Source organism: Agarivorans sp. DSG3-1 (genome assembly GCF_046774965.1).
In the GTDB taxonomy this organism is placed as follows: Bacteria; Pseudomonadota; Gammaproteobacteria; order Enterobacterales; family Celerinatantimonadaceae; genus Agarivorans.
Map to the genome: position 1 here is coordinate 1,573,367 of NZ_CP177241.1, position 24,401 is coordinate 1,597,767.

At 43.8% G+C, this 24,401-nt stretch carries 27 protein-coding genes and 3 tRNA genes; 15 read left to right on the forward strand and 15 right to left on the reverse strand.

All coding sequences use genetic code 11. From position 1 onward, the window contains the following. The first annotated feature begins 6 nt into the window (after positions 1 to 6). From ACLD71_RS07360 to ACLD71_RS07390, 7 genes are all read left to right on the forward strand, one after another. Positions 7 to 486 carry a GNAT family N-acetyltransferase gene (locus ACLD71_RS07360; protein WP_137672370.1) on the forward strand — a complete coding sequence of 160 codons (480 nt, stop codon included), beginning with the start codon at positions 7 to 9 and terminating at the stop codon, positions 484 to 486. A 19-nt stretch (positions 487 to 505) separates the two neighbouring features. Continuing rightward, positions 506 to 952 (forward strand): DUF3291 domain-containing protein, encoded by a 447-nt coding sequence (locus ACLD71_RS07365; protein ID WP_411993881.1) that lies wholly within the window; start codon positions 506 to 508, stop codon positions 950 to 952. A gap of 89 nt (positions 953 to 1,041) precedes the next feature. Continuing rightward, positions 1,042 to 2,583 (forward strand): glutamate synthase-related protein, encoded by a 1,542-nt coding sequence (locus tag ACLD71_RS07370; protein ID WP_137672368.1) that lies wholly within the window; start codon positions 1,042 to 1,044, stop codon positions 2,581 to 2,583. 151 nt (positions 2,584 to 2,734) lie between these two features. Continuing rightward, positions 2,735 to 2,811, forward strand: a tRNA-Arg gene (locus ACLD71_RS07375). Positions 2,812 to 2,840: 29 nt separating this feature from the next. Then, positions 2,841 to 2,916, forward strand: a tRNA-His gene (locus tag ACLD71_RS07380). A gap of 244 nt (positions 2,917 to 3,160) precedes the next feature. Continuing rightward, positions 3,161 to 3,237, forward strand: a tRNA-Pro gene (locus tag ACLD71_RS07385). 581 nt (positions 3,238 to 3,818) lie between these two features. Beyond that, entirely contained in the window at positions 3,819 to 4,685 is an 867-nt protein-coding gene (locus tag ACLD71_RS07390; protein ID WP_137672367.1) for a substrate-binding periplasmic protein, read from the forward strand. Positions 4,686 to 4,703: 18 nt separating this feature from the next. Here ACLD71_RS07390 and ACLD71_RS07395 read toward each other — a convergent pair whose 3' ends face one another. Further along, the gene (locus ACLD71_RS07395; RefSeq protein ID WP_303516800.1) at positions 4,704 to 5,051 is read right to left on the reverse strand and encodes a hypothetical protein; all 348 of its coding nucleotides are present in this window, start codon (positions 5,049 to 5,051) and stop codon (positions 4,704 to 4,706) included. Positions 5,052 to 5,325: 274 nt separating this feature from the next. Here ACLD71_RS07395 and galM point away from each other — a divergent pair, with 274 nt between their 5' ends. Both galM and ACLD71_RS07405 read left to right on the forward strand, forming a co-directional pair. Further along, complete coding sequence (gene galM / locus ACLD71_RS07400) at positions 5,326 to 6,357, forward strand: galactose-1-epimerase (RefSeq protein WP_411993883.1); 1,032 nt, start codon at positions 5,326 to 5,328, stop codon at positions 6,355 to 6,357. Between the two features lie 99 nt (positions 6,358 to 6,456). Continuing rightward, positions 6,457 to 7,002, forward strand: coding sequence for a YSC84-related protein (locus ACLD71_RS07405; protein ID WP_411993885.1), 546 nt, complete (start codon positions 6,457 to 6,459; stop codon positions 7,000 to 7,002). A gap of 96 nt (positions 7,003 to 7,098) precedes the next feature. On the opposite strand, the gene ACLD71_RS07410 is transcribed toward ACLD71_RS07405, so the two are convergent. Next, positions 7,099 to 7,656, reverse strand: a complete 558-nt coding sequence (locus tag ACLD71_RS07410) for a porin family protein (RefSeq protein ID WP_411993886.1) — start codon at positions 7,654 to 7,656, stop codon at positions 7,099 to 7,101. Between the two features lie 602 nt (positions 7,657 to 8,258). Beyond that, positions 8,259 to 8,690, reverse strand: coding sequence for an IS110 family transposase (locus ACLD71_RS07415; RefSeq protein WP_411993888.1), 432 nt, complete (start codon positions 8,688 to 8,690; stop codon positions 8,259 to 8,261). 637 nt (positions 8,691 to 9,327) lie between these two features. Between ACLD71_RS07415 and ACLD71_RS07420 the strand changes: the two genes are divergently transcribed. Further along, a complete protein-coding gene (locus ACLD71_RS07420) occupies positions 9,328 to 9,666 on the forward strand; it encodes a hypothetical protein (RefSeq protein ID WP_303516337.1) in 339 nt (112 codons plus the stop codon). Positions 9,667 to 9,846: 180 nt separating this feature from the next. Here the strand turns inward: ACLD71_RS07420 and ACLD71_RS07425 are convergent, their stop codons facing one another. Continuing rightward, positions 9,847 to 10,023, reverse strand: a complete 177-nt coding sequence (locus ACLD71_RS07425; RefSeq protein ID WP_303516336.1) for a hypothetical protein — start codon at positions 10,021 to 10,023, stop codon at positions 9,847 to 9,849. A 295-nt stretch (positions 10,024 to 10,318) separates the two neighbouring features. On the opposite strand from ACLD71_RS07425, the gene ACLD71_RS07430 reads away from it, so the two are divergent. Next, a complete protein-coding gene (locus ACLD71_RS07430; protein ID WP_411993890.1) occupies positions 10,319 to 10,912 on the forward strand; it encodes a DUF1287 domain-containing protein in 594 nt (197 codons plus the stop codon). A 17-nt stretch (positions 10,913 to 10,929) separates the two neighbouring features. Here the strand turns inward: ACLD71_RS07430 and ACLD71_RS07435 are convergent, their stop codons facing one another. Beyond that, complete coding sequence (locus tag ACLD71_RS07435; RefSeq protein WP_411993891.1) at positions 10,930 to 11,826, reverse strand: LysR family transcriptional regulator; 897 nt, start codon at positions 11,824 to 11,826, stop codon at positions 10,930 to 10,932. Positions 11,827 to 11,932: 106 nt separating this feature from the next. On the opposite strand from ACLD71_RS07435, the gene ACLD71_RS07440 reads away from it, so the two are divergent. Next, the gene (locus tag ACLD71_RS07440) at positions 11,933 to 12,502 is read left to right on the forward strand and encodes an NADPH-dependent FMN reductase (protein ID WP_303516332.1); all 570 of its coding nucleotides are present in this window, start codon (positions 11,933 to 11,935) and stop codon (positions 12,500 to 12,502) included. Between the two features lie 53 nt (positions 12,503 to 12,555). Here the strand turns inward: ACLD71_RS07440 and ACLD71_RS07445 are convergent, their stop codons facing one another. From ACLD71_RS07445 to ACLD71_RS07460, 4 genes are all read right to left on the reverse strand, one after another. Next, positions 12,556 to 13,512, reverse strand: coding sequence for a peptidoglycan-binding domain-containing protein (locus ACLD71_RS07445; protein ID WP_411993894.1), 957 nt, complete (start codon positions 13,510 to 13,512; stop codon positions 12,556 to 12,558). A gap of 12 nt (positions 13,513 to 13,524) precedes the next feature. Further along, positions 13,525 to 14,025 carry a hypothetical protein gene (locus ACLD71_RS07450; RefSeq protein ID WP_303516329.1) on the reverse strand — a complete coding sequence of 167 codons (501 nt, stop codon included), beginning with the start codon at positions 14,023 to 14,025 and terminating at the stop codon, positions 13,525 to 13,527. Positions 14,026 to 14,122: 97 nt separating this feature from the next. Then, positions 14,123 to 14,908 (reverse strand): ABC transporter permease, encoded by a 786-nt coding sequence (locus ACLD71_RS07455; RefSeq protein ID WP_411993896.1) that lies wholly within the window; start codon positions 14,906 to 14,908, stop codon positions 14,123 to 14,125. A gap of 108 nt (positions 14,909 to 15,016) precedes the next feature. Further along, on the reverse strand, positions 15,017 to 16,141 hold the full coding sequence (locus ACLD71_RS07460) for a GGDEF domain-containing protein (protein ID WP_137672353.1): 1,125 nt from the start codon (positions 16,139 to 16,141) through the stop codon (positions 15,017 to 15,019). A 289-nt stretch (positions 16,142 to 16,430) separates the two neighbouring features. Between ACLD71_RS07460 and ACLD71_RS07465 the strand changes: the two genes are divergently transcribed. Both ACLD71_RS07465 and ACLD71_RS07470 read left to right on the forward strand, forming a co-directional pair. Next, the gene (locus tag ACLD71_RS07465) at positions 16,431 to 17,078 is read left to right on the forward strand and encodes a YceH family protein (protein ID WP_411993898.1); all 648 of its coding nucleotides are present in this window, start codon (positions 16,431 to 16,433) and stop codon (positions 17,076 to 17,078) included. A 106-nt stretch (positions 17,079 to 17,184) separates the two neighbouring features. After that, positions 17,185 to 18,389, forward strand: a protein-coding gene (locus ACLD71_RS07470; protein WP_411993900.1) for an IS3 family transposase whose coding sequence is annotated in 2 segments (ribosomal slippage) — positions 17,185 to 17,572 and positions 17,572 to 18,389 — 1,206 coding nt in all. Because the reading frame shifts where the segments join, the coding sequence is not laid out codon by codon here. A 41-nt stretch (positions 18,390 to 18,430) separates the two neighbouring features. Here the strand turns inward: ACLD71_RS07470 and ACLD71_RS07475 are convergent. Then, entirely contained in the window at positions 18,431 to 19,573 is a 1,143-nt protein-coding gene (locus ACLD71_RS07475; RefSeq protein ID WP_411993902.1) for an HlyD family secretion protein, read from the reverse strand. Continuing rightward, positions 19,573 to 19,959 carry a DUF3302 domain-containing protein gene (locus ACLD71_RS07480; protein ID WP_411993904.1) on the reverse strand — a complete coding sequence of 129 codons (387 nt, stop codon included), beginning with the start codon at positions 19,957 to 19,959 and terminating at the stop codon, positions 19,573 to 19,575. Before ACLD71_RS07480 ends, ACLD71_RS07475 begins: the two co-directional genes overlap by 1 nt. A 182-nt stretch (positions 19,960 to 20,141) precedes the next feature. Between ACLD71_RS07480 and ACLD71_RS07485 the strand changes: the two genes are divergently transcribed. After that, positions 20,142 to 21,068 carry an exo-alpha-sialidase gene (locus tag ACLD71_RS07485; protein ID WP_137672349.1) on the forward strand — a complete coding sequence of 309 codons (927 nt, stop codon included), beginning with the start codon at positions 20,142 to 20,144 and terminating at the stop codon, positions 21,066 to 21,068. A gap of 61 nt (positions 21,069 to 21,129) precedes the next feature. On the opposite strand, the gene ACLD71_RS07490 is transcribed toward ACLD71_RS07485, so the two are convergent. From ACLD71_RS07490 to ACLD71_RS07505, 4 genes are all read right to left on the reverse strand, one after another. Next, positions 21,130 to 22,131: a DUF2860 domain-containing protein gene (locus tag ACLD71_RS07490; RefSeq protein ID WP_411993906.1), complete on the reverse strand. Its 1,002-nt coding sequence runs from the start codon at positions 22,129 to 22,131 to the stop codon at positions 21,130 to 21,132. A 278-nt stretch (positions 22,132 to 22,409) separates the two neighbouring features. Further along, a complete protein-coding gene (pyrI, locus tag ACLD71_RS07495) occupies positions 22,410 to 22,868 on the reverse strand; it encodes an aspartate carbamoyltransferase regulatory subunit (protein ID WP_137674851.1) in 459 nt (152 codons plus the stop codon). Beyond that, positions 22,868 to 23,800: an aspartate carbamoyltransferase gene (gene pyrB / locus ACLD71_RS07500; protein WP_303516311.1), complete on the reverse strand. Its 933-nt coding sequence runs from the start codon at positions 23,798 to 23,800 to the stop codon at positions 22,868 to 22,870. The genes pyrI and pyrB overlap by 1 nt, the downstream gene beginning before the upstream one ends. Positions 23,801 to 23,912: 112 nt before the next feature. Beyond that, on the reverse strand, positions 23,913 to 24,272 hold the full coding sequence (locus ACLD71_RS07505; RefSeq protein ID WP_137674849.1) for a TraR/DksA family transcriptional regulator: 360 nt from the start codon (positions 24,270 to 24,272) through the stop codon (positions 23,913 to 23,915). Positions 24,273 to 24,401: the final 129 nt, after the last annotated feature.

Consider the following 24,401-nt stretch of genomic DNA (forward strand, 5'->3'; position numbering starts at 1 on the left):
TACTAGATGGATAAAGGCTTCACCGTTCGCTTGGCTGAGCTTGATGATGCTGCGGCCATTAGTGTTTTAGTCAGTCAACTTACTCGGCGCTTTTTGGTTGAGGACTTTAGCCCGGCTGGCGCCGCTCGCTTGCTAGATGCCATGAGCGAACAGGCGGTTCGCTCTTATCTTCAACAAGGCTTTCGTTATCACCTTGCTGAGCAAACATTAGAAAATAATACTGAGCTGGTGGGGGTGGTGGCTACGCGAGATAATCAGCATTTGTATCATCTGTTTGTCGCCGAAAGCGTTCAAGGGCAAGGATTAGCGTCGCGCTTGTGGCAGCAAGCTAAAGCGTCTTGCTTAGCCAATGGTAATTGTGGTGAGTTTACGGTAAACGCATCGCTTAACGCGAAGGTGATTTATCAGGCATGGGGTTTTGTGGCTGAACAAGAACGCCGTGAAACCAAAGGGATTATTGATGTTCCAATGCGCTTAGTTCTTTAACATACAACAGGATAAAAACATGCATCTAGCTCAGCTTAATATTGCCACTGCTAAAGATGAATTGGGTTCTCCTCGCTTGAAAGAGTTCGTAGACAATCTTGAACCGATTAATGCTCTGGCCGAAGCCAGCGAGGGGTTTATATGGCGATTAAAAGACGAGACCGGCAACGCGACCGAGATACAGGCTTTTAGCAATCCCAGAATCATTGTGAATATGTCGGTATGGCAGTCGGTAGCCAGTTTACAGGCATTTATGTTTAAGACTCATCATGTTGATTTTATGCGCCGCCGCAGTGAGTGGTTTGATAAATCACCGCTGGCGACCTATGTATTGTGGTGGGTTGAATCGGGGTATCGGCCAACGATAGAGGAAGCGTTAGCGCGACTAGAGCACTTGCGAGAGCATGGTGAATCTGAACATGCTTTTAGTTTTAAAAGTAAGGTCAAAGCGCCAGCGACTAAGTAACTAAGCCCTCATGCCAGCCAAAAGCGACTAAGCTGATTGAATGCAAGGCAGCGTAAATTAGCCTAGGCAAGTTAGCGTAAGGAGTGTGTATGAGCAAAGCAATTATTGCCGATAACAAACCTAAAAAGGTAAATTTAGTAAAAGGTGACCAATATTACTTTTGCAGTTGTGGTCGTTCTAAAGCCCAGCCTTTTTGCGATGGCAGCCATGCCGGTACAGGCTTAAGCCCTAAAGCTTTTAAGGCAGAACAATCCGGTGACGCCTACTTATGTGCCTGTAAAACCACCGCTAATAGCCCGTTTTGCGACGGTAGCCACAAGCAAATAAGCAGTGAGCAAATCGGCAAAGAAGCTCCGCAAGCTAGCGCGGTTAATGTTGCGCCTAGTGCAACTCCTACAACAGAAGAACCTACCGTGGCGTTTATTCACCAGTTAGCTCGCGAGGGTTTATCCCAACTTGGGCATCACGGCGCCATGACCTCGATGGGAGTACCGAGGCATTTGTTACCGCATTGGGACGATATTCAAATTATGGTGGCGCAAATGGCCACCAAACCTTTGTTAGAAGACCATCCTGTTTCTACGGAGTTGATTATTGGTCCAGAGGCCAAAAAGCCGCTGCGCTTAGATATCCCCTTATTTGTGTCCGATATGAGCTTTGGTGCGTTATCTGAAGAAGCCAAAATTGCTTTGGCCAAGGGAGCTGAAATAGCCGGTACTGGGATATGTTCTGGCGAAGGTGGTATGTTGGCTGAAGAGCAGCAACAAAACTCACGTTATTTTTACGAATTAGCCAGTGCCAAGTTTGGCTATAAAGAGTCTTTACTAGCAGCAGTGCAAGCTTTTCATTTTAAAGGGGGGCAAGGGGCGAAAACAGGCACTGGTGGACATCTTCCGGGTAATAAAAACCAAGGTAAAATTTCCTTGGTAAGGGGCATTCCAGAAGGTGTATCGGCGATTTCGCCGCCTACATTTCAAGATTTGCACAGCGTGAGTGATTTTAAGCATTTCGCAGATCGCGTGCGCGAGATGAGCGGCGGTATTCCAGTTGGCTTTAAGTTAAGTGCTAATCATATTGAGCGTGATATTCAGTTTGCTTTAGATGCTAGTGCCGATTACATCATTCTCGATGGGCGTGGCGGTGGCACGGGCGCAGCCCCAGAAATATTTAGAGACCACATTAGCGTACCCACTATTCCAGCTTTGGCTAGGGCACGCCGTTACTTAGATCAGCAAGGTGCAAGCGGCAGAGTTACGCTCATTATTACCGGCGGTTTACGTTTGCCAATGGACTTTGTCAAAGCCATGGCTTTGGGCGCTGATGGTATTGCGATTTCTAACAGCGCGATGCAGGCGATTGGTTGTGTTGCGGCTCGAATATGCAATACCAATAACTGTCCGGCAGGCATTGCTACTCAAAATGCCGACTTGCGCCAACGTTTGAACGTTGATAAATCGGCTCAACAATTGGCTAACTTTTTTGATGCCTCGGTGGCATTAATGACGGTGATGGCCAGAGCGTGTGGTCATGAGCATTTAAATCAGTTCAGTAAAAAGGATTTGGCAACGTGGCATCGAGAAATGGCGCATCTTAGTGGCGTGGCTTATGCGGGCTTTAGTCCCATCGCGTAATCGTGTAGCTGGCGATAAAAAGTACTAATGGGGGCATAAATCTGGCGGCTTTTTCAGCACTTGTAAGAAAAGCCAGCAAATACATTTTTTTTTATAAAATGTCTTTACAGAAGGGGGCGAAAACCCTAATATACGGCTCCTCCAGCGTTGAGCACCCGTAGCTCAGCTGGATAGAGCGTCGCCCTCCGGAGGCGAAGGTCACAGGTTCGACTCCTGTCGGGTGCGCCATTACTTCGGAAACGCTTGAAAACTCTATGGTGGGTATAGCTCAGTTGGTAGAGCCCCGGATTGTGATTCCGGTTGTCGTGGGTTCAAGCCCCATTACTCACCCCATATTCAGGTTAGCGAAATTCGTTAATCTAAAGCGCTAAAGTTAGGCACTGGATTTATCCAAAAGTAACTTAATCGGTGATAGTGTTTTTAGTAACGCATCAGCGCGAAGCTCATAAAGAGTGGGACCAGAGGGTAGCCTCTATAAACACTAAGAAATCGGTGATTAGCGCAGCTTGGTAGCGCATCGTCGCGAAGCTCATAAAGAGTGGGACCAGAGGGTTAGCCTCTATAAATACTAAGAAATCGGTGATTAGCGCAGCTTGGTAGCGCATCTGGTTTGGGACCAGAGGGTCGGGAGTTCGAATCTCTCATCACCGACCACCTTAAAAAAGCCTGCTCATTGAGCAGGCTTTTTGCTTTCTAGGGTTTGGGTAATTTCTCTACCTAGAGTCGGGAGTTTCCTCTTAACCTTGTTCATCACCGACCACATTCAAAGCCTCGTCAGAAATAACGAGGCTTTTTTGTATCGGCATTGTGTCCATGTTTTGAGGTGAGAAAGCAGGGAGTTCGCCTTTTAACCTTGCTCATCACCGACCGCATTAAATAAGCCTGCTCATTGAGCAGGCTTAGGGTTTGGGTAATTTCTCTACCTAGAGTCGGGAGTTCCCTCTTAACCTTGCTCATCACCGACCACATTCAAAGCCTTGTTAGAAATGACGGGCATGTTTGTATCTGCAGTTTGTCCGTATTCTGAGGTAAGCAAGTCTGGATTTGGCTTTTTTACCTTTGCTATACCGCTGGCTAAACGATGTGCTCAATCGCCGCTATATTTATCCATAGTAGTAATGTGTGAATTATTTACAGACTGATCAATTTATTGTGAGAACTTTAGAGTTGAGCGCTATTGAAGAGCGTAGATATTTTGTACACTTAAAGTCTGATGACTGAGTAATTTATTTAATATGAAGCACTTATTAGCCACCTCTTTACTGTTTATTGCCTTTTGTTCAGCGTCTACTGCTGCTGAGCTAAATACGCTGGTGGTTCAGCATGTTGCCCCGCAAAGTGACAAAGATACCCGCAACGCTTATTTCATTGATCTACTCTCACTGAGTTTAAGTAAAACGAAAACAGATCTAGGTCCATTTCGCTTAGAGAGTAGCAATGTAAAAATGAGCCAAAACCGCGCTTTACAGCAATTATCTAAAAGCCAAGATATAGACGTGGTGTGGACCATGAGTTCTAGCGAGCGCGAAGCCAACTACCTACCGATACGTATTCCTTTGTTAAAAGGTTTATTAGGACAGCGCTTGTTAATGATACGGCGAGAAGATCTTGGCCGTTTTGCTCATATTAATACTCTGCAAGATTTACAGGCCTTTACTGCGGGGCAAGGTAAAGGCTGGCCTGATAATAAAATACTCGAAGCCAACCAAATTTCGGTGGTCGAGGGCATGAGTTACGAGGGCTTATTTGGCATGTTACAGCGGCAGCGCTTTGATTATTTCCCCCGTGGCATTAATGAAATCTTTGCCGAATTAAAGCAGCACCCTAAAGAAGATTTTGTTGCCGAGCCTCATTTGGCTATTAGCTACCGCGCCCCGATCTATTTCTTTGTTAATAGCAATAATCTCGACTTAGCCGCCCGAATTGAGCAAGGATTGTGGATTGCCATTAGTGATGGCAGCTTTGACGAGTTGTTTGCGCGCTATCATTACGATGACTTAGCCAAACAGCTACTTACACGAACAGTGATTAAGCTCGACAACCCTTATCTGCACCCAGACACTCCAAGCGAGCACAGCCCTTTGTGGCTAAAGCTGCACTAATCATCGGTAAATGTAAGCCTATTTACCGTAAGCATCGGCCTCAACAGTAATGCACTGTATCGCATAACCTACTCGCCATTTAGTCGTATCACTAATGCTTACATCGCTTAGCATTACAGTGGCCGCTTGTGACTGTTTAGCTTGCTGCAGTGCCAGCTGAGTAGAAGGGCTTTGTTTTAATGGGAGAAGGTATAAAGCATGAGTTTGGCAGTGTTCGCCACTTGCTGGCCCAATATAGTTAAGGCTACTGGCATCCCCTTGATAAAAACTGCGTTCGGCGTAAGAGCCATGATACCCAGTAGAGCATGCAGTGAGCAGCAATGTGGTTATTCCAATAACACCTGTGTGAAGCAACGAGTATGACAAAGCTAATCCTTATGGTTTGCGCCAAACACAGTATAACGCTGGCGTGTAAGTGATGAAACACCGCTTGCTTAAGGCTAGGATAAGGCGATAAGCCTCACAAATTTCTTGTTAAGCGCATTATGTTTTTTATGCTTAGGTAGATTTGTTTGGTAAATATATTATCGTGTAATCATCTAGGTTAAGTACTCTGTAAGCCCCGCTGGCCTTGGCTTTAGTTTATGCCAAGCGTAAAGACTTAACCTACCCCCTATTATTATTTATCTAGGAGCTGTAAATGTCGTTCGCTAAATCCAACCCCGAAGTGCAAACGTTTACCTTAAAAAATAAACAAGGCAGTGAAGCAACGCTACTGGCTTGGGGGGCAACCTTGGCCAGCTTAAAGATTAAAATGAGCAGCGGCGAGTTACGAGAAGTAGTTCTGGGTTGCGACAGCTTTGACGATTACCTAAAACAAAACGCATTTTTGGGCGCTACCGTTGGCCGTTATGCTAACCGTATTAAACAAGCGCATATCGAGTATCAAGGCAAAGGCATTGCTTTAAAAGCTAACCAAGGTGAACACCAACTGCATGGCGCCAGTGACTTTAGTCACCGAGACTGGCATGGCGAACAACTAGCCGACAACAAAGTTCGCTTTACCATTATCTCGCCAGACGGCGAATGTGGTTTTCCGGGCAACATGCAAGCGCAGCTAGATTACACCCTAGATGAAGATAATCAATTAGTGTTGGACTACTCGGCAACAGTAGATAAAGCCTGCCCAGTGAACCTAACTGACCACAGTTACTTTAACTTGAATGCCGCGAGTTCTACTATTTTGCAGCATCAACTATACATTGCCGCCGACCAATACTTACCGGTAGCAGAAGATGGTATTCCGGTAGACGGATTAAAAGAGGTGAGTGATACAGGCTTTGATTTTAGGCAGGCTAAAGCCATTGCCGATGATTTGAAAAAAGACGCCGACCAACAATTAGTCGGCGGGTATGACCACAGCTACTTATTGCAAAAATCTGTAATAGAGAGTGGAGAGGCTGTGGCGCGAATCGTGGCCGACGATGCCTCATTAGCCATGGAGGTGTATACCAACAAACCGGCTATTCAGCTTTATACCGGCAACTTCTTAACCGGTAATCCAGGGTTTAACGGAGAAACTTATCAAGCGCATAGCGGCGTAGCGTTAGAAACTCAGTTCTTACCAGATTCACCTAATCGCCCAGATTGGCCGCACCAAAGTTGCTGGCTAGAACCTGGCGAAACCTACCGCTATCAAACGCGTTATCACGTATATCAACCAAAGGCCTAAGTTTACAGTCCCTTAGAAGTATTTTTGCGCAGCGTACCGATTTTCATATACATCGTGTATGCTGCTTGCACCTTACTCCACATCTAGGGACGTTTATTTATGAAGAAATGGTTGGCACTGTGTATTGGTGTATTAGCGTTAAGCTTTCAAGCGGTGGCTGATGATTATCAGACAACAATACAACAGTTTAAAAAATCTGATAGAACCACCCCCTTTTTTAACAATGCCTATGGTTATGCGGTGTTTCCTGCCATTGGTAAAGGTGGAATTGGTATTGGCGGCGCATACGGAGAGGGGAATGTTTACCTCGGTGGCATGCCAACGGGTAGTGTGAATATGGGGCAAGTCACCTTAGGTTTCCAGCTCGGTGGCCAAGCATTTAGCCAAATCATCTTCCTTCAAGACAAACGTGCTTACGACGAATTTACCAGTGGCAGCTTTGAATTTGGCGCGCAAGCCAGTGCGGTGGCCTTAACGGTTGGTGCGTCTGCTCAAGCGGGTACATCAGGCGCAGGTGCCGCAGCGGGCAGTACTCAAGCAAAAGCTCACTACGTGAGTGGCTATGCAGTATTTACTTTAGCTAAAGGCGGCTTAATGTACGAAGCTAGTATTGGCGGGCAGAAGTTTAACTTTACTCCCAATTAATTAGATAGGCTTAGAAAGAAAAAAATGGACCGTTTAGGTCCATTTTTTTGAAAAGAGTGCTAATTGCCTGACCTATAGCCTTTCAATAGTATTCACTTAGAAGTTATAACGTAAGCCAGCGAAAAAGCCGTTTGTTGTGACTTCTATTCCATCGATATCGGCACTTGCACTTCTGTAACCTACATTTAGTCCAAGACCATTATCAAATACGTAGCCGCCTTCTGCGCCAATTTGAAAACTAGTATCTGACTCAGATGCACTAACACCAGATTCTATGTCTTTTACTTCAAGCTCCATTTGTCCCATGCCTAAAAGGCCAGCGATATAAATGTTTTTGTTAAAGAAGAACATAGGCTTAGCGTTTAAATAAAACGCACTACCTGAGCTTTTTAGGACGCCTAGATAGGTAACATCCCCCATCGTGCGAAATTCAGCTTCTACGCCAATCTTAAAGTTTTCCGAAGGAGCGAAAGCGTAGCCGCCAACTAAGTTAATCCCAGGATCATTACTGTCACTAATTGAAATACCATCAAATTGTAATTCAGTATCATTTGCAAACGCGAAATCCACGCCTATGTAGGCTCCACCTGTTGCATTTGCAGTGCTCGCGAAAAGCATAGATAGAGCCAGAGAAGCTTTAGTTAATTTAATCACTAATTATTAATCCTTTAATGTTTAGTTTTAGAGGGGATAGATATTATTGACTTATATAATAACAGCGCTTGTGTATATTCTATAGGGTTTTCTTCATCTATTTGAATTATATGGATAAATTAACGTTATCCTTACTTTTCTGTAAGCGTTGTAACTAAATCTTGAGTATTTACTTTTTTACAGTACTTTTTAGCACGATATTCAATATAATTGTTTGGTTAGTATAAATTTATAGTGCTTAGAAAAACTCTCAAACTTATGGCTCTAGCTTTGTTTTAAGAGGTAAATAGTCGGGATTGCTACTTATAGTTAATATGAGAGGAAGAAAAGAGGAGATTGCTTATCAGCTTTTTCTTTGAATACTAAAGTATAAATATTTCAGTGGTTTAAGTTCATTGTCGGTCTCCTTGTTTTTGTGGTTGATATGCGCACAGTTAACAGAAGTTCACCTCTTGGGTGTTTTACTTAAGTTAACGAACATTACAAGCCACAACTCTAAGGGGGAGCTAAGTTAAAGATCATTCTTAAGGCTAGAGCTTATATAGAGTACTTAATATTAGTTTTTCCCTATTTAGTCAGAAATTCAATTAACTCGCTTTCGGTTACAGTGATACTAGATGGTAGGCTTCATTCCAACCTTGTCGCCCCTTACAAGGATGACCATTGGGCACATGAATAGAATGAATCAATCCCGCTCGTGCCATTCTCGCTAAAGCGATGGCATCGCGCCTATCGGTTTTAACCTTATCACCGGGGGCTTTAGGGATAAGGGCGGGAGCCACTACCCAGCATTCAATACCGTGTTTCACTAAATGGCGATAAAGCCAAAATCCGCAGGGCCCAGCTTCATAAACTACGCAGAGATGAGTAGCCAAGCCTTTGTATTTTTTGATTAGTTTGTTGATAGAACGAATATTGGTGGGAATGGTGCCATGAAATACAGGCTCATCTCTCGAGTTATCAACACAATAAGCGACATCTGTGGTCTCTTTGTGAACGTCTAGTCCAATGAAAAACGTGCTAGATTTAGACATGTCGATCTCCTGTTCTGTTAAGACTTTACATCTAACAGTGTGGCTCTAGTTTGACTAACCCACGATAAACGCAGGAGGTCGACTCTTTTACCGGGGATCATTATGTCTATAAGGTCTGATGATGAAGGTATTTCAGAGTTTTGTATCGATCATATATTTAATGCTTATATTATCCGATATTTATTATGTTATTGAGCATATTGAAAGCTTTAATATATTGGACATAATGGTACATAGCCTTTTTGGTTCTTCGCTGTATTTAATCTTGCATGTTATGTGTGGTTGTTTGGTGCTACTGCAACATATGGAAAGGGTGGCTTAGTCGTTAATTTAATGTTTTTAGCCATAAGTTCAATTATTGCAATTGTAATGACGACAATATTCAAGTTCAGCTATAAGCCAAATATATTCGATGATGCAAAAAGTTCTAATACACCAATTGAGGTTTCAGTACTTATACAGATATTTATATATATAGTAGTTTCAATAGGGTGTGTGGCAGTTATATCTAGAAAGCGTACTATTGCACCCTGAAACCTTATAACAAGCAATTTAAGTCGGAACATTTAGTTGATCCGATTCAGTAGACACTCCATTCAAACAAGATTCGGCGTTCAACTTCACCATAAGGTAGCCAATGAGACTTACTATCATAATATTCAGTATCGTGTTTATTTCACTACAAACTGCTACGTCTATTTTATGGGTGCAAACTAAGGCTATTGAACAGTTTCGCAGTGCTTTTTTAGCTTTTTACAGCAGTGGTATTCCTATGTGGAGTGATTTAGCATTTTCGTTGGGTGATTGGTGGTTTTTGCCGTCTTTTATTGCTTTGGCTTTTTTAGTTTTTGGCTCTATTTTTAATAAAACGTACTCCGTTACCATTCTCGCGTTGGTTATTTCAGGCCTTTCTTTTTTTGGAATGCTTTATGCGATGTACCCTGTTGATTTAATGCTAACTGATGTGATGTTCTAAAGGCTTTGTTGGTTCATTTGTCCGTGGTGGTTTACACAAGCTGAGCGTGTCACTGGTCTACTAGATTCCGCGGTAATTTTTTTGCTGAAATAAGCTAACCGTAGCCAGGTAAATAGCTAAGCGTTGAGTACGCGCCATATTGAGCGGTTCTACTCGTTTCTGTTGCTGGCTTAATAAATGTTACCTAGATAGTAATTCTATTAGCTCGTTTTCGGTTGCGGGAATACTTTGCAGCTCAATACCTGCTGGTGAGCCACCTTTAAGCATGTAGGCGTTGGTGCTGCAGTGGTCGTAATGAAACCATTGGCCGTCTATGCATACGTTGGTATAGCAACGTGGATCTTGTATTAATTCCATCTTAATTCCCTTACTAAAATTGTTAACACAGCTTTAACATAAACCATGTTGCTAGAAATTAAATATGATCTACATCAATTCAGCCTGCGAGCTACCTCTAAGGTGTAGTGAATTATTGTTTAAAGAGTGAGCTAGATCTGCTCGTGCACTAAATAGTAACAACGCGCTTGGCCATTTTAGGCCAACCAGCCAATGAATAGTGTTTAGCCGCGGTTTCGCTGAGAAGGGGCTAATGACCATCTTCTGCTTATTGTTTATTATGTTTATTAATTTTGGCGAGTTTAAAGAGTAAATAATGAAAAAAGCTGGGTGGGTTTTGGCTGTGGTTGTGTCGCTACAGGCTATGGGGCAGCCTTTTCCTCAAGATTTAGTTGAGGCCGCTTTAGCACGTACCGAACATACCGTTATTTACGATGGCTCCTATGTAGCATTGGAATACCCAAACGGCGACGTACCTAAGCATCTGGGCGTATGCACTGATGTAGTGATTCGCTCTTATCGAGCAATAGGGGCAGATTTACAAGTATTGGTACACGAAGATATGCGCGACCACTTTAACCTGTACCCCTCGCAGCGAATTTGGGGCTTGAGTGGCACCGATAGGAATATTGATCATCGTCGGGTACCTAATTTACAGGTGTTTTTTGCTCGCCATGGCGAGTCTTTCGGGCGTAGCCAGCAAGCTAGCGATTACCAAGCCGGTGATATAGTCACCTGGATGCTACCGGGTAACTTGCCGCATATTGGTATTGTGAGTGATCAGTTATCAGCCGATGGTGTGCCTAAAATAGTGCACAACATTGGTTTGGGGCCTCAACTTGAAGACATGCTATTTAGCTACCAAATTACTGGTCATTATCGGTATCAACCCAGTGAAAGTAACCAGTAGTACTCGCCACATTCTGGCTAATTGGCGTTTGTTAAGGTACTAAAACGTTGCTTTAAAAACTGAGTAAAGGCCTGTACTTTACTGGTGCGGTGGGTGTCTACGTGAGTACTGAGCCATTGAGGTATCGCCCACTGCGCAGGGGGAGAAATAAGCGGTTCTAGTTCTGGGTGCAATTGCGCTAAGCGACAAGACAAAGGCGCTGCGCCAAAGCCTGCCTTTATAGCAGGAACAAAGGCATTAAAGTCATTCACCTTCAAAGCAATTTGCTGCGGTTCGACTTGGCTATTCAGCCAATGAATAAAGCTAATTTGCGAATAAGGCTCGATGGTTGAGATAAACTTATGGCCTGCCAACTGTTCTAGTGATGCAATTTTCCCGTACCGTTTTACATAGTCTTTAGAGCCATACAAAGTGACGGGTATTTCCCCTAGGCTTTGCACCACATAATCAAGGTCTTTAGGTTTTTTGCCTGGACGAATGCTTACATGGGCTTCGCCATGTTCCAGTTTTAAAATACGACTGTCGGCTGCATATTCCAGTTTTATTTGTGGGTACAGTGCTTGAAACTCGGCCAATATTGGCAACAAAATATCTGCCATATTGTTCACGGTGGTGAGCACCAAAGTCCCCGACAGTTGGTTGTCGGTGCCTGCTAACTTACCTAACAAGCGGCTAAAGTCGTTTTGCGTACTTTCCGCGGCTTGAGTTAGCATTATGCCAGATTCGGTTGGCTGATAACCGCGAGCATGACGATGAAACAAGCGGGTGCCTAGCCGCTCTTCTAAGGCATTAATTCTGCGCAGTACCGTGCTGTGGTGAACATCCAAGGCTTCTGCTGCGGCTGTAAGTGTGCCTAGCTTAGCCACTTGGTAAGCAATATGGATGTCGTTCCAATCATTCTTATGTGCATTCATGCACAGAAGTGTTGCACGTATGTTGTTTTTCTTCAAATTTGCTTATGCAACAATGTTCTCAAATCGACAATAACTTCATCTAGAAGGTAATGCTGAGGAGCATAAAATGACTAAATTAATCGCACTTGCAGGTAGCTTACGCGCTCAATCATTTAACAAGAACTTAGTAAAAATTGCCGCTCAAGGCGCGGAGGAAGCTGGCGCAGAAGTACGCTACGTTGATTTAGCCGATTTTGCTATTCCACTTTACTCAGAAGATTTAGAAGCCGAAGGCACACCGGCATCGGTAAATGATTTAAAGCACTTATTCGCCCAAGCCGATGGTATTCTATTGGCTAGCCCAGAGTACAACGGTTCTATTTCTGGGGTGCTAAAAAATGCCTTAGATTGGTTGTCGCGTCCGTCTAAAGACGCTGATATTGGGTCTGCCTTTCAAGGTAAAGTTGCCGGTATTATGGCTACCTCGCCGGGCGGTTTAGGCGGCATACGTGGCTTAGCCCATACGCGCGATATTTTGTTCAACTTAGGCGTTTTGGTTAGCCCTAAGCAAGTGGCAGTAGGCTCGTCTTACCAAGCCTTTAACGCCGAAGGCCAGTTAGCCGATGCAGATATGGAGCAACGGGTAAAAGCGTTAGGGGTAGAAGTTGCGGCTATAGCGAAGCAATTGGTTAACTGAGCCAGATAAGGCGGATTTAGCTCTTGGTTAAATCCGCTAGGTCGCTTATAAACTTAAGGTAAAGTAGGCAATTGCAGGTTTGTTTGAGGGAGTTCAACATGCCAGCAGTTGCGTTCAACAATTACTTTTTCAATTGGCTTTTGAACCGCGGTATAGCTTGTAGTATTACCTTTTGAAAACTTTCGTTTATTAAACTTTGCACTATAAGCGAGCAGAATTGATTCAAACTCTGCCTGTTTAGAGCTTGCTATGCTTGAGTACGGAATATCAAAAATATTATTGCTCTGATAAATCGCTTTTGTTACACAATGCCTTGATGTTCTGCTGCCGGTAGCAAGTTTTTCTTTAATTTTCGCTACCATCAACGCTTTAATTTGCTCCGATGTTTTTCCAGCTTTGTTATCTGTATAGACTTTATCTACAAGTTGCCCGGTTGGACCATATGAATAACCCCGGTGTGTTTTAACTGATATTCCATTCTTGCTCGCAGTTAAATTATCATTGAGCATAATTCTAGCTTGGTCTTCAGGGGTCCGAAGCGTGCTTGAAATGTCGATACTATCTACGTTTGAAAGTTGCATTATTTGTTTCAAAACAGACATAGTGTAAGCACTTAGCACTTTTTTTGCGTTAGAGCGGTACAGAATAGATTTTGGCTTACTGGAGTTCGTGGTTGATGCTTTTTGTGTACGTGTAGTTGGTTTAGCTGCTTTTAAATAAGGCATTGGTGTGTATTTAAATGAATGCCTAGTAGCACTTTTTTGTGCGTATGAGTTGATGATGCTGGAAGATCGGCCATTAGGATCAATTCTTCCATCTGGGTTGATCATCTTAACAATGGTACGTTGAAACTCCTCTATCATTAATTGAGTATTTTTCCCCATTTTCCCATCTTCAGCTAATATTTTAAAAGGACCTTTAATAGGGACTGTATTTAGACCTTTTTGTACTGCTAATACATCGCCATATAAGTTTTTACCCTGTCGACCGACACTTTGTTTTAACTGCATTATTTTACTCCTTTAAAATTCTTCAGGGCCAAACCATCGATAAGTTGTTGAACTATTGAAAATATTTGCAGGCCCAACTTCTTCACCAGCTAAGGTCTCCCATTGCAATTCCAATATTGCGCCGTGTTCTTGGTCGATTCTGAGAAAGTTAGAGTTAGCATTAGATTTGATGGTATTTTCTATTTGCTCCCTGCTTACTCGGTTGTCACGAAAAAGGCTATCTAGCCATTGAGCATTTTTGATGCGACTTTCCAAATCTTTGCTCGAATCTAAGCTGAAATAATAGAGGTCAATGCCTATTTGGCATTCTTCCCATTGTGCAATCAGTAATGAACCATCTTTGAAGTGATAGAGCTTCCTTTTGTCTCCGTTTACTGAGGTATCAATAGGAGTAAAAGAAAGTTGCTCGGCTTTAGAGCTAGATAGCTCAGGAGGAGATTGAGATACGAAGCACTCTTCAGCATAAGAAAAGTACGATGTACTTAGTATTGTTATATATACAAGAAACTTCATTGTTGTCGAACCTCAGTACAAGTCTATGATTAAAAGCATAAAAACTAATTACGCAATAGTATAGAGATGTTTTTATCAATAAAAGCTTTGTAAGAAATTATTTTGTGAAATTACCGAGTTTAACCAAGCCCGTTTGGCCAATGCCGACACGAATACTCAAGCTAAGGGTGGTGGCGATAGAAATGCTGAGCATGACAAAAATGGCGATAAGGATCACCAGTTGGTACTTAACAGCCACCATTGGGTCACTACCTGCGAGAATTTGGCCAGTCATCATACCGGGTAGGGTAACCAAACCAACGGTACTCATAGAGGCTAAAACAGGGGCAAACGCTTGTTGCATAGCCGATTGCACAAAACCTTGGGTGGCTTGTTGGCGGCTAGCGCCAAGGGCTAAGTAACCTTGGTACTCACTGGTTTTTTCGCTTAAGGCGCTAAACAGCCGTTGTAAGGCCACAATGTTGCCACTAAGGCTGTTGCCTAAGAGCATTCCGGCTAAAGGAATGAGGTATTGAGCGCTATAGGCTGGGGCGGGTTTGAGTAGCGCCAGTAGCAAAATTACCAGTAGTGGGCTTAAACCCAATATTAAGCCACTTAATACCGGAAAAAATAAGGCTTTGCGTGGTAATTTGGCTTTGCCAATAATGGCGCTGGCCCCTACTAGCAACATGACCGTTAACCATAGTAGGTTTACCCACAGGCTGTTTAGCTCAAAAAGAAATTGCAGATACACACCAAGCAGAGCAAGTTGCAACAACATGCGCATTAGGCTGATGCCAATATCTTTACCCAAGGCTAAATTAAAGCGCCAGTTAATAAACACTGGAATAAGCAATACTAGGCAAAATAGCCCTAGGGCCAACCAGCTAATGTCTATTGTCATGAAGAATTCCAGCGTTAAAACAAACCATCGAGCAAGCCCTTAGCTCTGCATGCTATTAGTGTAGCGCGGGGCTTTGGTTGAGTCTTGTGCTGATTAAGGTCTAGCGGCTTAACAGGCTTGTTTGCTGGTGCTGTGTTTATACAGTCTTACGCAGTTTTTACCCTCGGCTTTGGCTTGGTATACCGCTTTGTCGGCGGCTTTCATCATGGCTTCGTGGTGTGGCATTTTGGGGCTGCGACTAGCCACGCCAACACTCACACTCACCTGATATTTTTGATGATTTAGTTGCATATTCTCGATGCGTTCGCGAATCGAGCCTCCTAGGCGATATGCACCTTGCTCGTCGGTATTAGGGCAAATAAGTAAAAACTCATCGCCCCCTAGGCGAGCCACAACGTCGTCGTTACGCACTGATTCGCGCAAGGCTCTTGCCAGCAGCATTAACACTGCATCACCAGCATCATGACCATTGCGATCGTTAATCTGTTTAAAGTGGTCTGCATCAATCATCATGCAAGCTAAAGGGGTATCGTTAGCTACTGATTGTTTCCATAGCTCCATGAGTTGGATCATGGCATGGCGGCGATTAGGTAAGCCAGTAAGCACGTCGGTATGCGCTAAAGACTGTAAATGCTGGTTGGTTTTTTGCAGCGCAAGGGTACGCTCTTGCACTTTTTGCTCAAGGTTTTGATTTAGCTTTAATAGCTCGTGGTTACGCACACTCACTTGATGAAATAAGCCACGCAAGGCGGCAATGAGCGGCTCGGTCGCTAAATCATTGGGTTGTTCTGTTTGGCAGTAGGCGTGCTCTGGGCTATCGCCTTGCTCAATAAAGTGCAGTTGTTTAGCCAATACTTGGTCAATGCCGAGAATGTGGTAAGCCAGCCATTGAATCAAGTAGTCGAGTAGGTGTTTTACTTTGCTTTGTTGGCTGTTGTGGTTGAATTGGCTGAGTTTAGCCACTTCACCTAGAAACTCCTGATGGGCTTTTACATGTGCGCGGCGATGGCGAGCATCTACCTTATGCTGAGCCATTAGCATCTCTTCTTCTTGAAAATGCTCTTTTACGTAGGTATCCAACTCTTGGCTAAGTTGTTGAATGGCACCTTTTGGGGCTTGATTTTCGGTAAGTAAATCGCCGATTTGATTAATAAGATCAATCAAATGCCGATGTTGATCGTCAACAACAGAGATACCTGTTTCAAAGTCTGCAGTCCAACGAAATGATTCCATACTATAGCGTCCAGCAAGTCCCTACTTAAGCGTTTCACGTGGTGGCAATGCGCGTTTAATCGCTCGTGTTGAGCGGACGCCTACCTTAGCGGGTAATCAGACCTGTTAAGCTAATCTACATCAAAAAAACATCAAATAAGAGGCTTTATTAAAAGAAATCTTAACGCTGAAAACTTTGTTTAATTTAGCGTACGGAAATGTGCGAGCAAGAGCTGCTTAAGCAAGCTATTTAACGTATTCTAAATGTCATAATTCTAGCGTAAGCCTAGTTGATAATGAGAGGTGTAGAGTGGAACAAAATTTAAGTGTAGAACAAACGCGAGTGATAGGTGCGTTGTTAGAGAAAGAAACCACCACGCCCGACCAATACCCTCTGTCGTTAAATGCGCTCACCTTAGCGTGTAACCAAAAAAGCAATCGTGAACCGGTAATGGCTTTAAGTGAAGCCGAAGTTCAAGATATTTTGGCGGAGTTGCAAGATTTACGGATTGTTACCGAAGCGCCCATGTCGGGGCGCGTAGTCCGTTACCAGCACCGTTTTTGTAATACCCAATTTGGCGGCTTACAGCTAAGTGAAGGCGAACGCGCTATTGTGTGTTTAATGTTTTTACGTGGCCCACAAACCCCCGGCGAACTGCGTACTCGCAGCCAACGCTTAGCTAATTTTGCTAGCGTGCAAGAGGTAGAGCAAAGCTTACAAGCACTTGCTGATCACGAAAGCGGTAAGTTGGTTGTTAAATTAGAGCGAGAGCCCGGTAAACGTGAGTCTCGTTATGCGCATTTGTTCTCTGGTGAGCCTTCGTTTGCCGCCGCAGCGCCAAGTGCTGTTAGTGCTGCTGTTGCGCCTGTGCAACAAGCTGAACTACAACAGCAAATTGATGAGCTACGCCAAGAGTTAGCCGTTCTCAAACAACGAGTTGTTGAGTTAGAACAATAAAGAATCTATTCCAAATAAAAAGGCCAGCAATTTGCTGGCCTTTTTGTTAGCGGTGTACCGTCCTAAATAAGGTTGACACATATCCAACATGAAATTGGAGAGTGTCATGAAAACAACCAGTAAACGTACCCAACGAAATTATTCTCTTGCCTTTAAATTGGCAGTGGTAGACCAAGTTGAAAAAGGCGAAATGTCTTATCGACAAGCTCAGGACCGTTATGGGATCCAAGGTCGCTCTACCGTTTTAGTTTGGCTTCGCAAACATGGTCGACTAGATTGGTCTAAAGGAATAGAGCATACGAGAATGGTAGTTACTGCTATGTCAAATTCTTCTTCGCCTCAAACCCCAGAGCAACGCATTAAAGAGCTAGAGAAGCAGCTAGAAGACTCTCAGATGAAAGCTGATTTCTTTGAAGCGGTGGTAAAAGTCATGGATAGAGACTTCGGAGTTCGGCTCTCAAAGAAGCGCAAGGCCGAGTTATTAAGGAAAAAGCGGTCCGAAAGTTAACTGTAACGAAAGCCTGTCACTTCATGGGTATTACACGGCAAGCTTTTTACAAGCGCGGTATTGCCCAGGCTCACCAAATACAAAAAGATGAGTCAGTGCTCAACTTTGTGAAAGTACAAAGAATGATGCACCCTCGTATCGGGGCTCGTAAGCTCAAGTACCTACTTGCCCAGAATGCTATCGATATTGGCCGAGACCGCTTATTCTCTTTACTAAGAATGAATCGATTATTAGTTCATAATCGAAGGGCTTACCATCGAACTACAAATAGCAATCATCGTTTTTACTGCCATCCTAACCGCATAAAAGAAGGCCTAATACCCGATAAACCAGAGCAGTTATGGGTGGCTGACATCACTTACTTGGCGACGCGTAGCGGTGAAGCGTACCTCAGTCTAGTGACGGATGCTTACTCAAGAAAAATAGTGGGATATCACCTAGGTAAGGATATGAAAGCTTACACGGTCAAACAAGCATTCTTAAATGCGTTGAAGGAACGAAGGTCTATAGGGGAGCTTGTTCATCATTCGGACCGAGGTGTTCAGTATTGCTCCAATGAATATCAGGCGATACACCGTCAGCACGATGTATCTTGTTCGATGACAGACGGTTATGACTGTTATCAGAACGCCCTTGCGGAGAGAATAAATGGAATACTAAAGATGGAGTACTTGCTGAATAAACCTACAGACTTAAATGAGGCACGAAAAATGGTCGATGAATCGGTTAAGCTCTACAATGAATATAGGCCTCACGAGGCACTAAAATACAAAACGCCCGATGAAGTGCATCGAGCGTTTTAGTTAATCAAGTGTCAACCCATATCAGGACGGGTCACGGGCCATTAATGGAAGGGGAAAATGTAGTTTACCCAGCCTTGCATACGTAACAGTACTTTTCGTATCACCGATACATGATAGAAATGTTCGGTATAAATCGCCACTTGGCCGCTGATCCCTATTGGAAAGTCGAAGTCGTCAAAACGCGGCTCTGGGTCAATTATCACTAAACTACGGCTGTGTTTAAACAAGGCATCTGCACCACGTAAGCTGCCATTTGCTTGAAATTCACCTTCGGCAATGGTTGGCATAACTTGGAGAACGGTACCTTTAAACACAATGCCTGGTTGAGCGGTGACAATAAATTCAGCCTCGTCTCCTGCTTTTAAACGCTTGATAGAGTTTTCCCAAAAAGCCCCTACAAAAATACTTTCTTCTTTAGGAATAAAGGTCATTACCGGGCGCAGCGGCATGGGGACTGCCACCATGCCTTTGCGTAAACCTACTTGGGTTACATAGCCGTCGGTAGGGGCGTGTACCACTGTTTGCTCTAGGTCGAATAAGGCTTTATCTACCTGGCTTTGCAAGCGGGCTACATTGGTATTTACCCCATTTATTTGCGACTCGTAGGCCAATCGCGCATTGGTTTCATTGGCTTCGGCCACTTGTAGTTGCGCCTCGGCTGCCAAATAAGCTTGTTGGCGATTTTCTACTTCAAGCTCGGTAAAGGGGCTGTTTTTACCGCCTTTTTTACGGCCTTCGGCATAACGTTGGTAAGCCTTTTGTGTGCGGTCTCGTTCGGCTTTAGCTGCGTTGGTAGTGGCTTGTGCACTGGCCAATTGTGCCAATAGCTGTGGTACTTGCTGTTGCGCTGCTGCAACTTCTGCTTCACGTTGTGCAACCACGGCTTCAAAAGGCTCTGGGTCTAACTTAAACAGTATGTCGCCTTCTTTAATCAGCTGATTTGGCACTACCGGTACATCAATAACCTTACCTCTAACTAGGGGCATAATCGGCACTGAGGTATATATTTGCCTCGCTTGGGCGGTAAACGGATGGTTGTAATTCATTAAAATGAGCAGCACCCCAATAATAACAATGCCGCCAAGCACCGCAGTAGGTACTGTCCATTTAGTGAGTGGAATATTGAATATTTTGAACACCGCAATGCAAATGCCGGTGTAAGTGAGAATGAGCAATAAATCCATTATTGATTCTCCTGTTGTTCTAGCTGCTGCACATGTTTGCTAATAATGGCGACTTGGCGTTTGAGCTTGGCCACTTCGGCAGCAAGTTCATCTTCGCGAGATTCTAGTTGCTGTTCTTTTTGCTCTAAGGTTTGTTCTTGTTGTTCGAGTTGCTTAAAGCCCCAGCCACGATCTTCTCGATATAAGGTGGCCCAAATCCATAAAAAGGGCCAAATAACATGCAAGGTAAATAAGCTTATCCAGCCTGCTACATGAATGGCGTCTTGATGGGGGTGATTACGGTGTTTAGATATTTCATAGGGAATATCGTGAATGGCGATAATTCCGTAAAACAGCGTGAGGCCAACAAAAAACAGTAGCCCTAAAGCGAAAAAATCCAAAAACATAGTCCCTCCTTGGGATATTTTTGCGATTAACTAAAACTGTTATTCAGCTTAAACGATATTCGTCGATAAAGGTATTAAGTCATGGCGCTTTAGCTCGGTGTGCTTGTTAAGTTACTTTGCCATTTAAATCATTAGCTTAAAATTTCAGCTTAGATGCTGGTTTAATCGCTCAGAGGGTGTTTATGAAGTTATGTTCGGTAGAGCGAGTTTGGGATGAAGGGGAACACAATGCCTTTACCGATCTCTGCGAGTTTAAACAGGCTTTGTGGTTATGCTTTCGCGAAGCCGAAGGCCACGTGAGTATTGAAGGCGATATTCGTATTCTTTGTCGAAGCTTTGATGAAAACGATTTTAGCTCAGCAGCCTTTATTCACGTTGATGGCATAGACTTACGTGACCCAAAGCTAGTGCAAAGTCCTGATGGCCGATTGTTATTAACCTGCGCGGGGGTTAATCGCAGCAGCGAAACCTTTGATCTACAAAGCTTCACTGCGTGGTCTGATGATGGCAGTACCTGGTCTGAACTATGTGCCCAAGGTGATGCCAATATGTGGTTGTGGCGAAGCCGCTATTTAGTCGATGGTGCTTACTCGGTGGCTTATAACTACAGCTTAGATAAAGTGAGCTTATATAAAATGGATGCAGCTGGTGATTACCAAATGCACTTAGACCCGCTATTTAGCTTAGCGCAAAACGGCTTGGCTTACCCTAACGAGCACGACTTGAGCTTGTTAGATGACGGCGCCGCTTTGTGTTTGCTACGTCGTGACAAAGACAGTGGCACCGGCCAGCTAGGTTATGCCAAACCGCCTTATTTGGATTGGCAGTGGCAGGATCTAGGTATTCCTATTGGTGGGCCAGCCATGCTTAAATTAGATGATGGGCGTTTGTTATGCGCGGTACGTTTATATCAACCCGTGCGTACCAGTTTGTGCTGGTTAGATGCCGACCAAGGAAAACTGAATGAGGTGCAAGTGCTGCCATCTGATGGCGATACTAGTTACCCCGGCTTGGTGCAGCAAGGTAATGCAATATATTGCAGTTACTATTCTAGCCATGAGGATAAAACAGCTATTTATCTGGCCGAATTAGATTTAAGCCAAGATTAGCGCTTACCGCAATGAACAAAAAAAAGGCAGCCCTGAGCTGCCTTTTTTAGTGCTAGTTTGCTTAAAAAGTATAACCGAAACCAAAGGCTGCAATACCACCTTTACTGTCGTAAAAGGTGATGTTTGAGTCGGTATTGTTATAACCACCTAATACGTTGAACATGGTGTTCTTCCAACCAAAAGGTTCGTTGTAAACGTAAATACCAAACAAGGACACTTTGTCATCTTTTTGGGTTTGATTATCAAACACAGGATTAGCGCCAGAAAATTTAGTTTGCCCGTATTCAGCATTTAAGGTGAATACATTAGGGCCAGAGCGGTAAATACTGGTTAAACGCAGAGTATATTGGTCGAAGTCGTTGGCGCTACCGTCGGCTTTAGCAGTGGTGTAAGCCACTGCGGGTGCTAAAAACCACTTGCGAGACAGCGGGACAAAGGTTTCGGCAATGATACGGTGCAGGTTGGCGTTTCGTTTAAGGGCTTCTGCTTCTGCTGAACCCGCTCCAAATAAATCAACACCACTTTGCTCGTTGTCTACAGTACGTTTTGCGTACACGTATTCAAGCGTTAAGGGGCCATCGGCTATGGCTTCATATCGAACTCGACCACCTTGGTAGTTCTCATCGGTTTTTTGGCGAGCTGCGCCAACCAAATAAGGGTCTGCCCAAGTGTCGTTAAGTAAGGGGAGTTCTGGGAAGTAGGCGGCAGTAATTTTGCTGCGGTCGCTAATTGCGCGGGTATACCCTAATTCATATTGGAATTGAGCTCGACCTAAATTCTCGCGGCTGTTACCTAAGAAGAATTGGTTCTTTAGATCTTCGGTGGTGTATTCCACTCGTAATAGCGGATAAACAATTGCCGAGCTAGAGCTCTTACCATTGTTCGTTAAATCATCGGTTATTTGATTGTCGTCATCAGTTGAGAATTGGTTCTGACCACTAACATAACCCACGTTGAGGTTAATGGTGGCAGACCAACCCGGCTCTTCAGCTAAAGGGCGAGCATCGGCAGTGAAACTAAACAACATACTACAACAGAGCAGCGAGCTTACTCGTTTAAACATTAGTCACATCCTTGTATCGGGGCATTAGAGTTAAATCATTAATGTGGATTAACTCTGTCTACGCGTCAAACCGTTAAATAGATCAGTAATTTGTTACTCTACAATAACTTAAGCTAACAGCTTTGTAACAGCAATATTTGTTGAGCTTGTTATTAGTGTATTAAATATAGATGAACTGCCGTAGCACGTTGGCTTTTTTATTACGGGGTGAGTCACTAAGTGCAACAAACAAAAACAGAGCGGCTGGCGCTCTGTTTTTTATCGCTAATTAGAAGTGGTTAGTCGAGTTCTGAAAACAAGCCACGGTCGAAGGTTTTTTCACAGTAATGGCATTTTAACTTAATATCTTGCTGCTGATGGCGTACATAAAAGTTACTGTCGATAGGCTCGTTGTGGCTAATGCAATTGCTATTAGGGCAGGCAAACACACCTTTTACTTGCTCAGGTGTAGAAACATGAAATTTACGTACTACTTCAAAATCTTCAATTAAGTTAATGGTCGCGTTGGGCGCAAACAAGGCTAGCTGATTGGCTTGATTCTCATCAAATACGGTGTTCTCAACCTTAATTAAGTCTTTTTGCTGCTGCTCGCCGCTTGGCAGGTTAAGCCCTACGGTAATTCGTTCTTGAGCGGCCGATAGTTGGAAAAACTTAAGAATTTTGATGCCTTGACCGGCTGGTACGTGATCAATAACGGTGCCGTGAGCAATGGCTTCTACTTGCAACTTCTTCTTCATTATTGAGCTCCAAATTCGTTAGTCATCACCAAGGCGAGCAGCGCTTGTCGAGCATAAACACCGTTTTCTGCTTGTTCAAAGTAGTAAGCGTAAGGAGTGGTGTCTACATCGGTGGTGATTTCATCCACGCGTGGCAGAGGATGCAAGATTTTTAAGTTGTCTTTCACTTGTTTCAACATGTCTGCGCGCAAGATGAAGCTTGATTTCATATGCTGGTATTCGGTTTCGTCAAAGCGCTCTTTTTGTACTCGGGTCATATACAAAATATCGAGTTCGTCTACCACTTCTTCAATGCTGTCGTGCAAGCTGTATTTGATTTCACGGGCATTTAATTCTTCAATAATGTAGTCAGGCATCGCCAGCGCTTTGGGCGCAATAAAGTAAAACTCGCAACCAAATAGCGATAAAGCTTGAGTGAGGGAGTGTACAGTACGGCCATATTTTAAATCGCCAACAAAAGCGACTTTTAAGCCTTCTAATGACCCTTGGGTTTCATAAATGGTGAATAGATCGAGCAAGGTTTGCGTAGGGTGCTGGTTAGAACCGTCGCCGCCATTAATTACCGGAACACTGGAGAATTCACTGGCTAAGCGTGCTGCGCCTTCTTGGGGATGGCGCATGAAAAAAGCATCACTATAAGAAGAAATTACTTTTACTGAATCAACCAGGGTTTCGCCTTTTTTACCCAGCGAGGTATTTCCACCATCGGCAAAGCCGATTACGCTGCCGCCTAAACGTTGTACTGCGGTTTCAAAAGATAAACGTGTACGAGTTGAAGCCTCAAAAAAACAGCTAGCCACCACTTTGTTTTTTAGTAGCTCGGGACGGGGTTGTTGTTTAATGCTTTGGGCGGTGTCGACGATTAACTCAAGTTCCTGACGGGAAAAATCAGGGATAGAGATAATGTGCTTTTGATAAAGCGGGTTGTTCATGCTCGCAGATCCTAATCCGATGTGAAATCGGAACGGAATTATATCAGCGAGCAGAGCCAGTGAATATGATCTTAATAAGGAATACTAAGATTATTTGCAAATAGCGCGCATATTAGGCGTATTGACTGCTTTTACGCTCGCGATAATCTTGGCAATCAATGCAGTAACGCGATTCTGGTCGTGCATTTAATCGAGCCGAGCTAATGTCTTCACCACAACCTTCACAAAAGCCATAGTCTTTTTCTTCGATACGGCGTAGCGCATCTTTAATGCTTTTAACGTGGGCGATGTCGTGCTGACGACGATTTAGCTGCAGTTGCTGAGACTCTTCTTGGTTGGCACGATCGACATCGTCGCCAGAATCTTCTTTGTCTTTAAATAGCTGACTGTCTTGCTCTAGGCGCTGTTGAGTTTCGTTAAGTTGCTCGACGAGCTGCAGACGAATGGTCTCTATTTGTTGATCGCTAATCATTGTTTTGAATGTCTTCCTTCCTATTGTGTTAAACGCGGTCCTTACCTTGTTGCCACGTGATTAACTCAAAAAATTAGTTAATCGCCAATTTTACCGAGGTGTAAAGGCTTTTCAAAGTGCTTTTTTGGA

Coding starts and splice junctions, on each gene's coding strand:
- ACLD71_RS07360 (WP_137672370.1), top strand. CDS start 7: ATGGATAAAGGCTTCACCGTTCGCTTGGCTGAGCTTGATGATGCTGCG.
- ACLD71_RS07365 (WP_411993881.1), top strand. CDS start 506: ATGCATCTAGCTCAGCTTAATATTGCCACTGCTAAAGATGAATTGGGT.
- ACLD71_RS07370 (WP_137672368.1), top strand. CDS start 1,042: ATGAGCAAAGCAATTATTGCCGATAACAAACCTAAAAAGGTAAATTTA.
- ACLD71_RS07390 (WP_137672367.1), top strand. CDS start 3,819: ATGAAGCACTTATTAGCCACCTCTTTACTGTTTATTGCCTTTTGTTCA.
- galM (WP_411993883.1), top strand. CDS start 5,326: ATGTCGTTCGCTAAATCCAACCCCGAAGTGCAAACGTTTACCTTAAAA.
- ACLD71_RS07405 (WP_411993885.1), top strand. CDS start 6,457: ATGAAGAAATGGTTGGCACTGTGTATTGGTGTATTAGCGTTAAGCTTT.
- ACLD71_RS07415 (WP_411993888.1), bottom strand. CDS start 8,690: ATGTCTAAATCTAGCACGTTTTTCATTGGACTAGACGTTCACAAAGAG.
- ACLD71_RS07420 (WP_303516337.1), top strand. CDS start 9,328: ATGAGACTTACTATCATAATATTCAGTATCGTGTTTATTTCACTACAA.
- ACLD71_RS07425 (WP_303516336.1), bottom strand. CDS start 10,023: ATGGAATTAATACAAGATCCACGTTGCTATACCAACGTATGCATAGAC.
- ACLD71_RS07430 (WP_411993890.1), top strand. CDS start 10,319: ATGAAAAAAGCTGGGTGGGTTTTGGCTGTGGTTGTGTCGCTACAGGCT.
- ACLD71_RS07435 (WP_411993891.1), bottom strand. CDS start 11,826: ATGAATGCACATAAGAATGATTGGAACGACATCCATATTGCTTACCAA.
- ACLD71_RS07440 (WP_303516332.1), top strand. CDS start 11,933: ATGACTAAATTAATCGCACTTGCAGGTAGCTTACGCGCTCAATCATTT.
- ACLD71_RS07445 (WP_411993894.1), bottom strand. CDS start 13,512: ATGCAGTTAAAACAAAGTGTCGGTCGACAGGGTAAAAACTTATATGGC.
- ACLD71_RS07450 (WP_303516329.1), bottom strand. CDS start 14,025: ATGAAGTTTCTTGTATATATAACAATACTAAGTACATCGTACTTTTCT.
- ACLD71_RS07455 (WP_411993896.1), bottom strand. CDS start 14,908: ATGACAATAGACATTAGCTGGTTGGCCCTAGGGCTATTTTGCCTAGTA.
- ACLD71_RS07460 (WP_137672353.1), bottom strand. CDS start 16,141: ATGGAATCATTTCGTTGGACTGCAGACTTTGAAACAGGTATCTCTGTT.
- ACLD71_RS07475 (WP_411993902.1), bottom strand. CDS start 19,573: ATGGATTTATTGCTCATTCTCACTTACACCGGCATTTGCATTGCGGTG.
- ACLD71_RS07480 (WP_411993904.1), bottom strand. CDS start 19,959: ATGTTTTTGGATTTTTTCGCTTTAGGGCTACTGTTTTTTGTTGGCCTC.
- ACLD71_RS07485 (WP_137672349.1), top strand. CDS start 20,142: ATGAAGTTATGTTCGGTAGAGCGAGTTTGGGATGAAGGGGAACACAAT.
- ACLD71_RS07490 (WP_411993906.1), bottom strand. CDS start 22,131: ATGTTTAAACGAGTAAGCTCGCTGCTCTGTTGTAGTATGTTGTTTAGT.
- pyrI (WP_137674851.1), bottom strand. CDS start 22,868: ATGAAGAAGAAGTTGCAAGTAGAAGCCATTGCTCACGGCACCGTTATT.
- pyrB (WP_303516311.1), bottom strand. CDS start 23,800: ATGAACAACCCGCTTTATCAAAAGCACATTATCTCTATCCCTGATTTT.
- ACLD71_RS07505 (WP_137674849.1), bottom strand. CDS start 24,272: ATGATTAGCGATCAACAAATAGAGACCATTCGTCTGCAGCTCGTCGAG.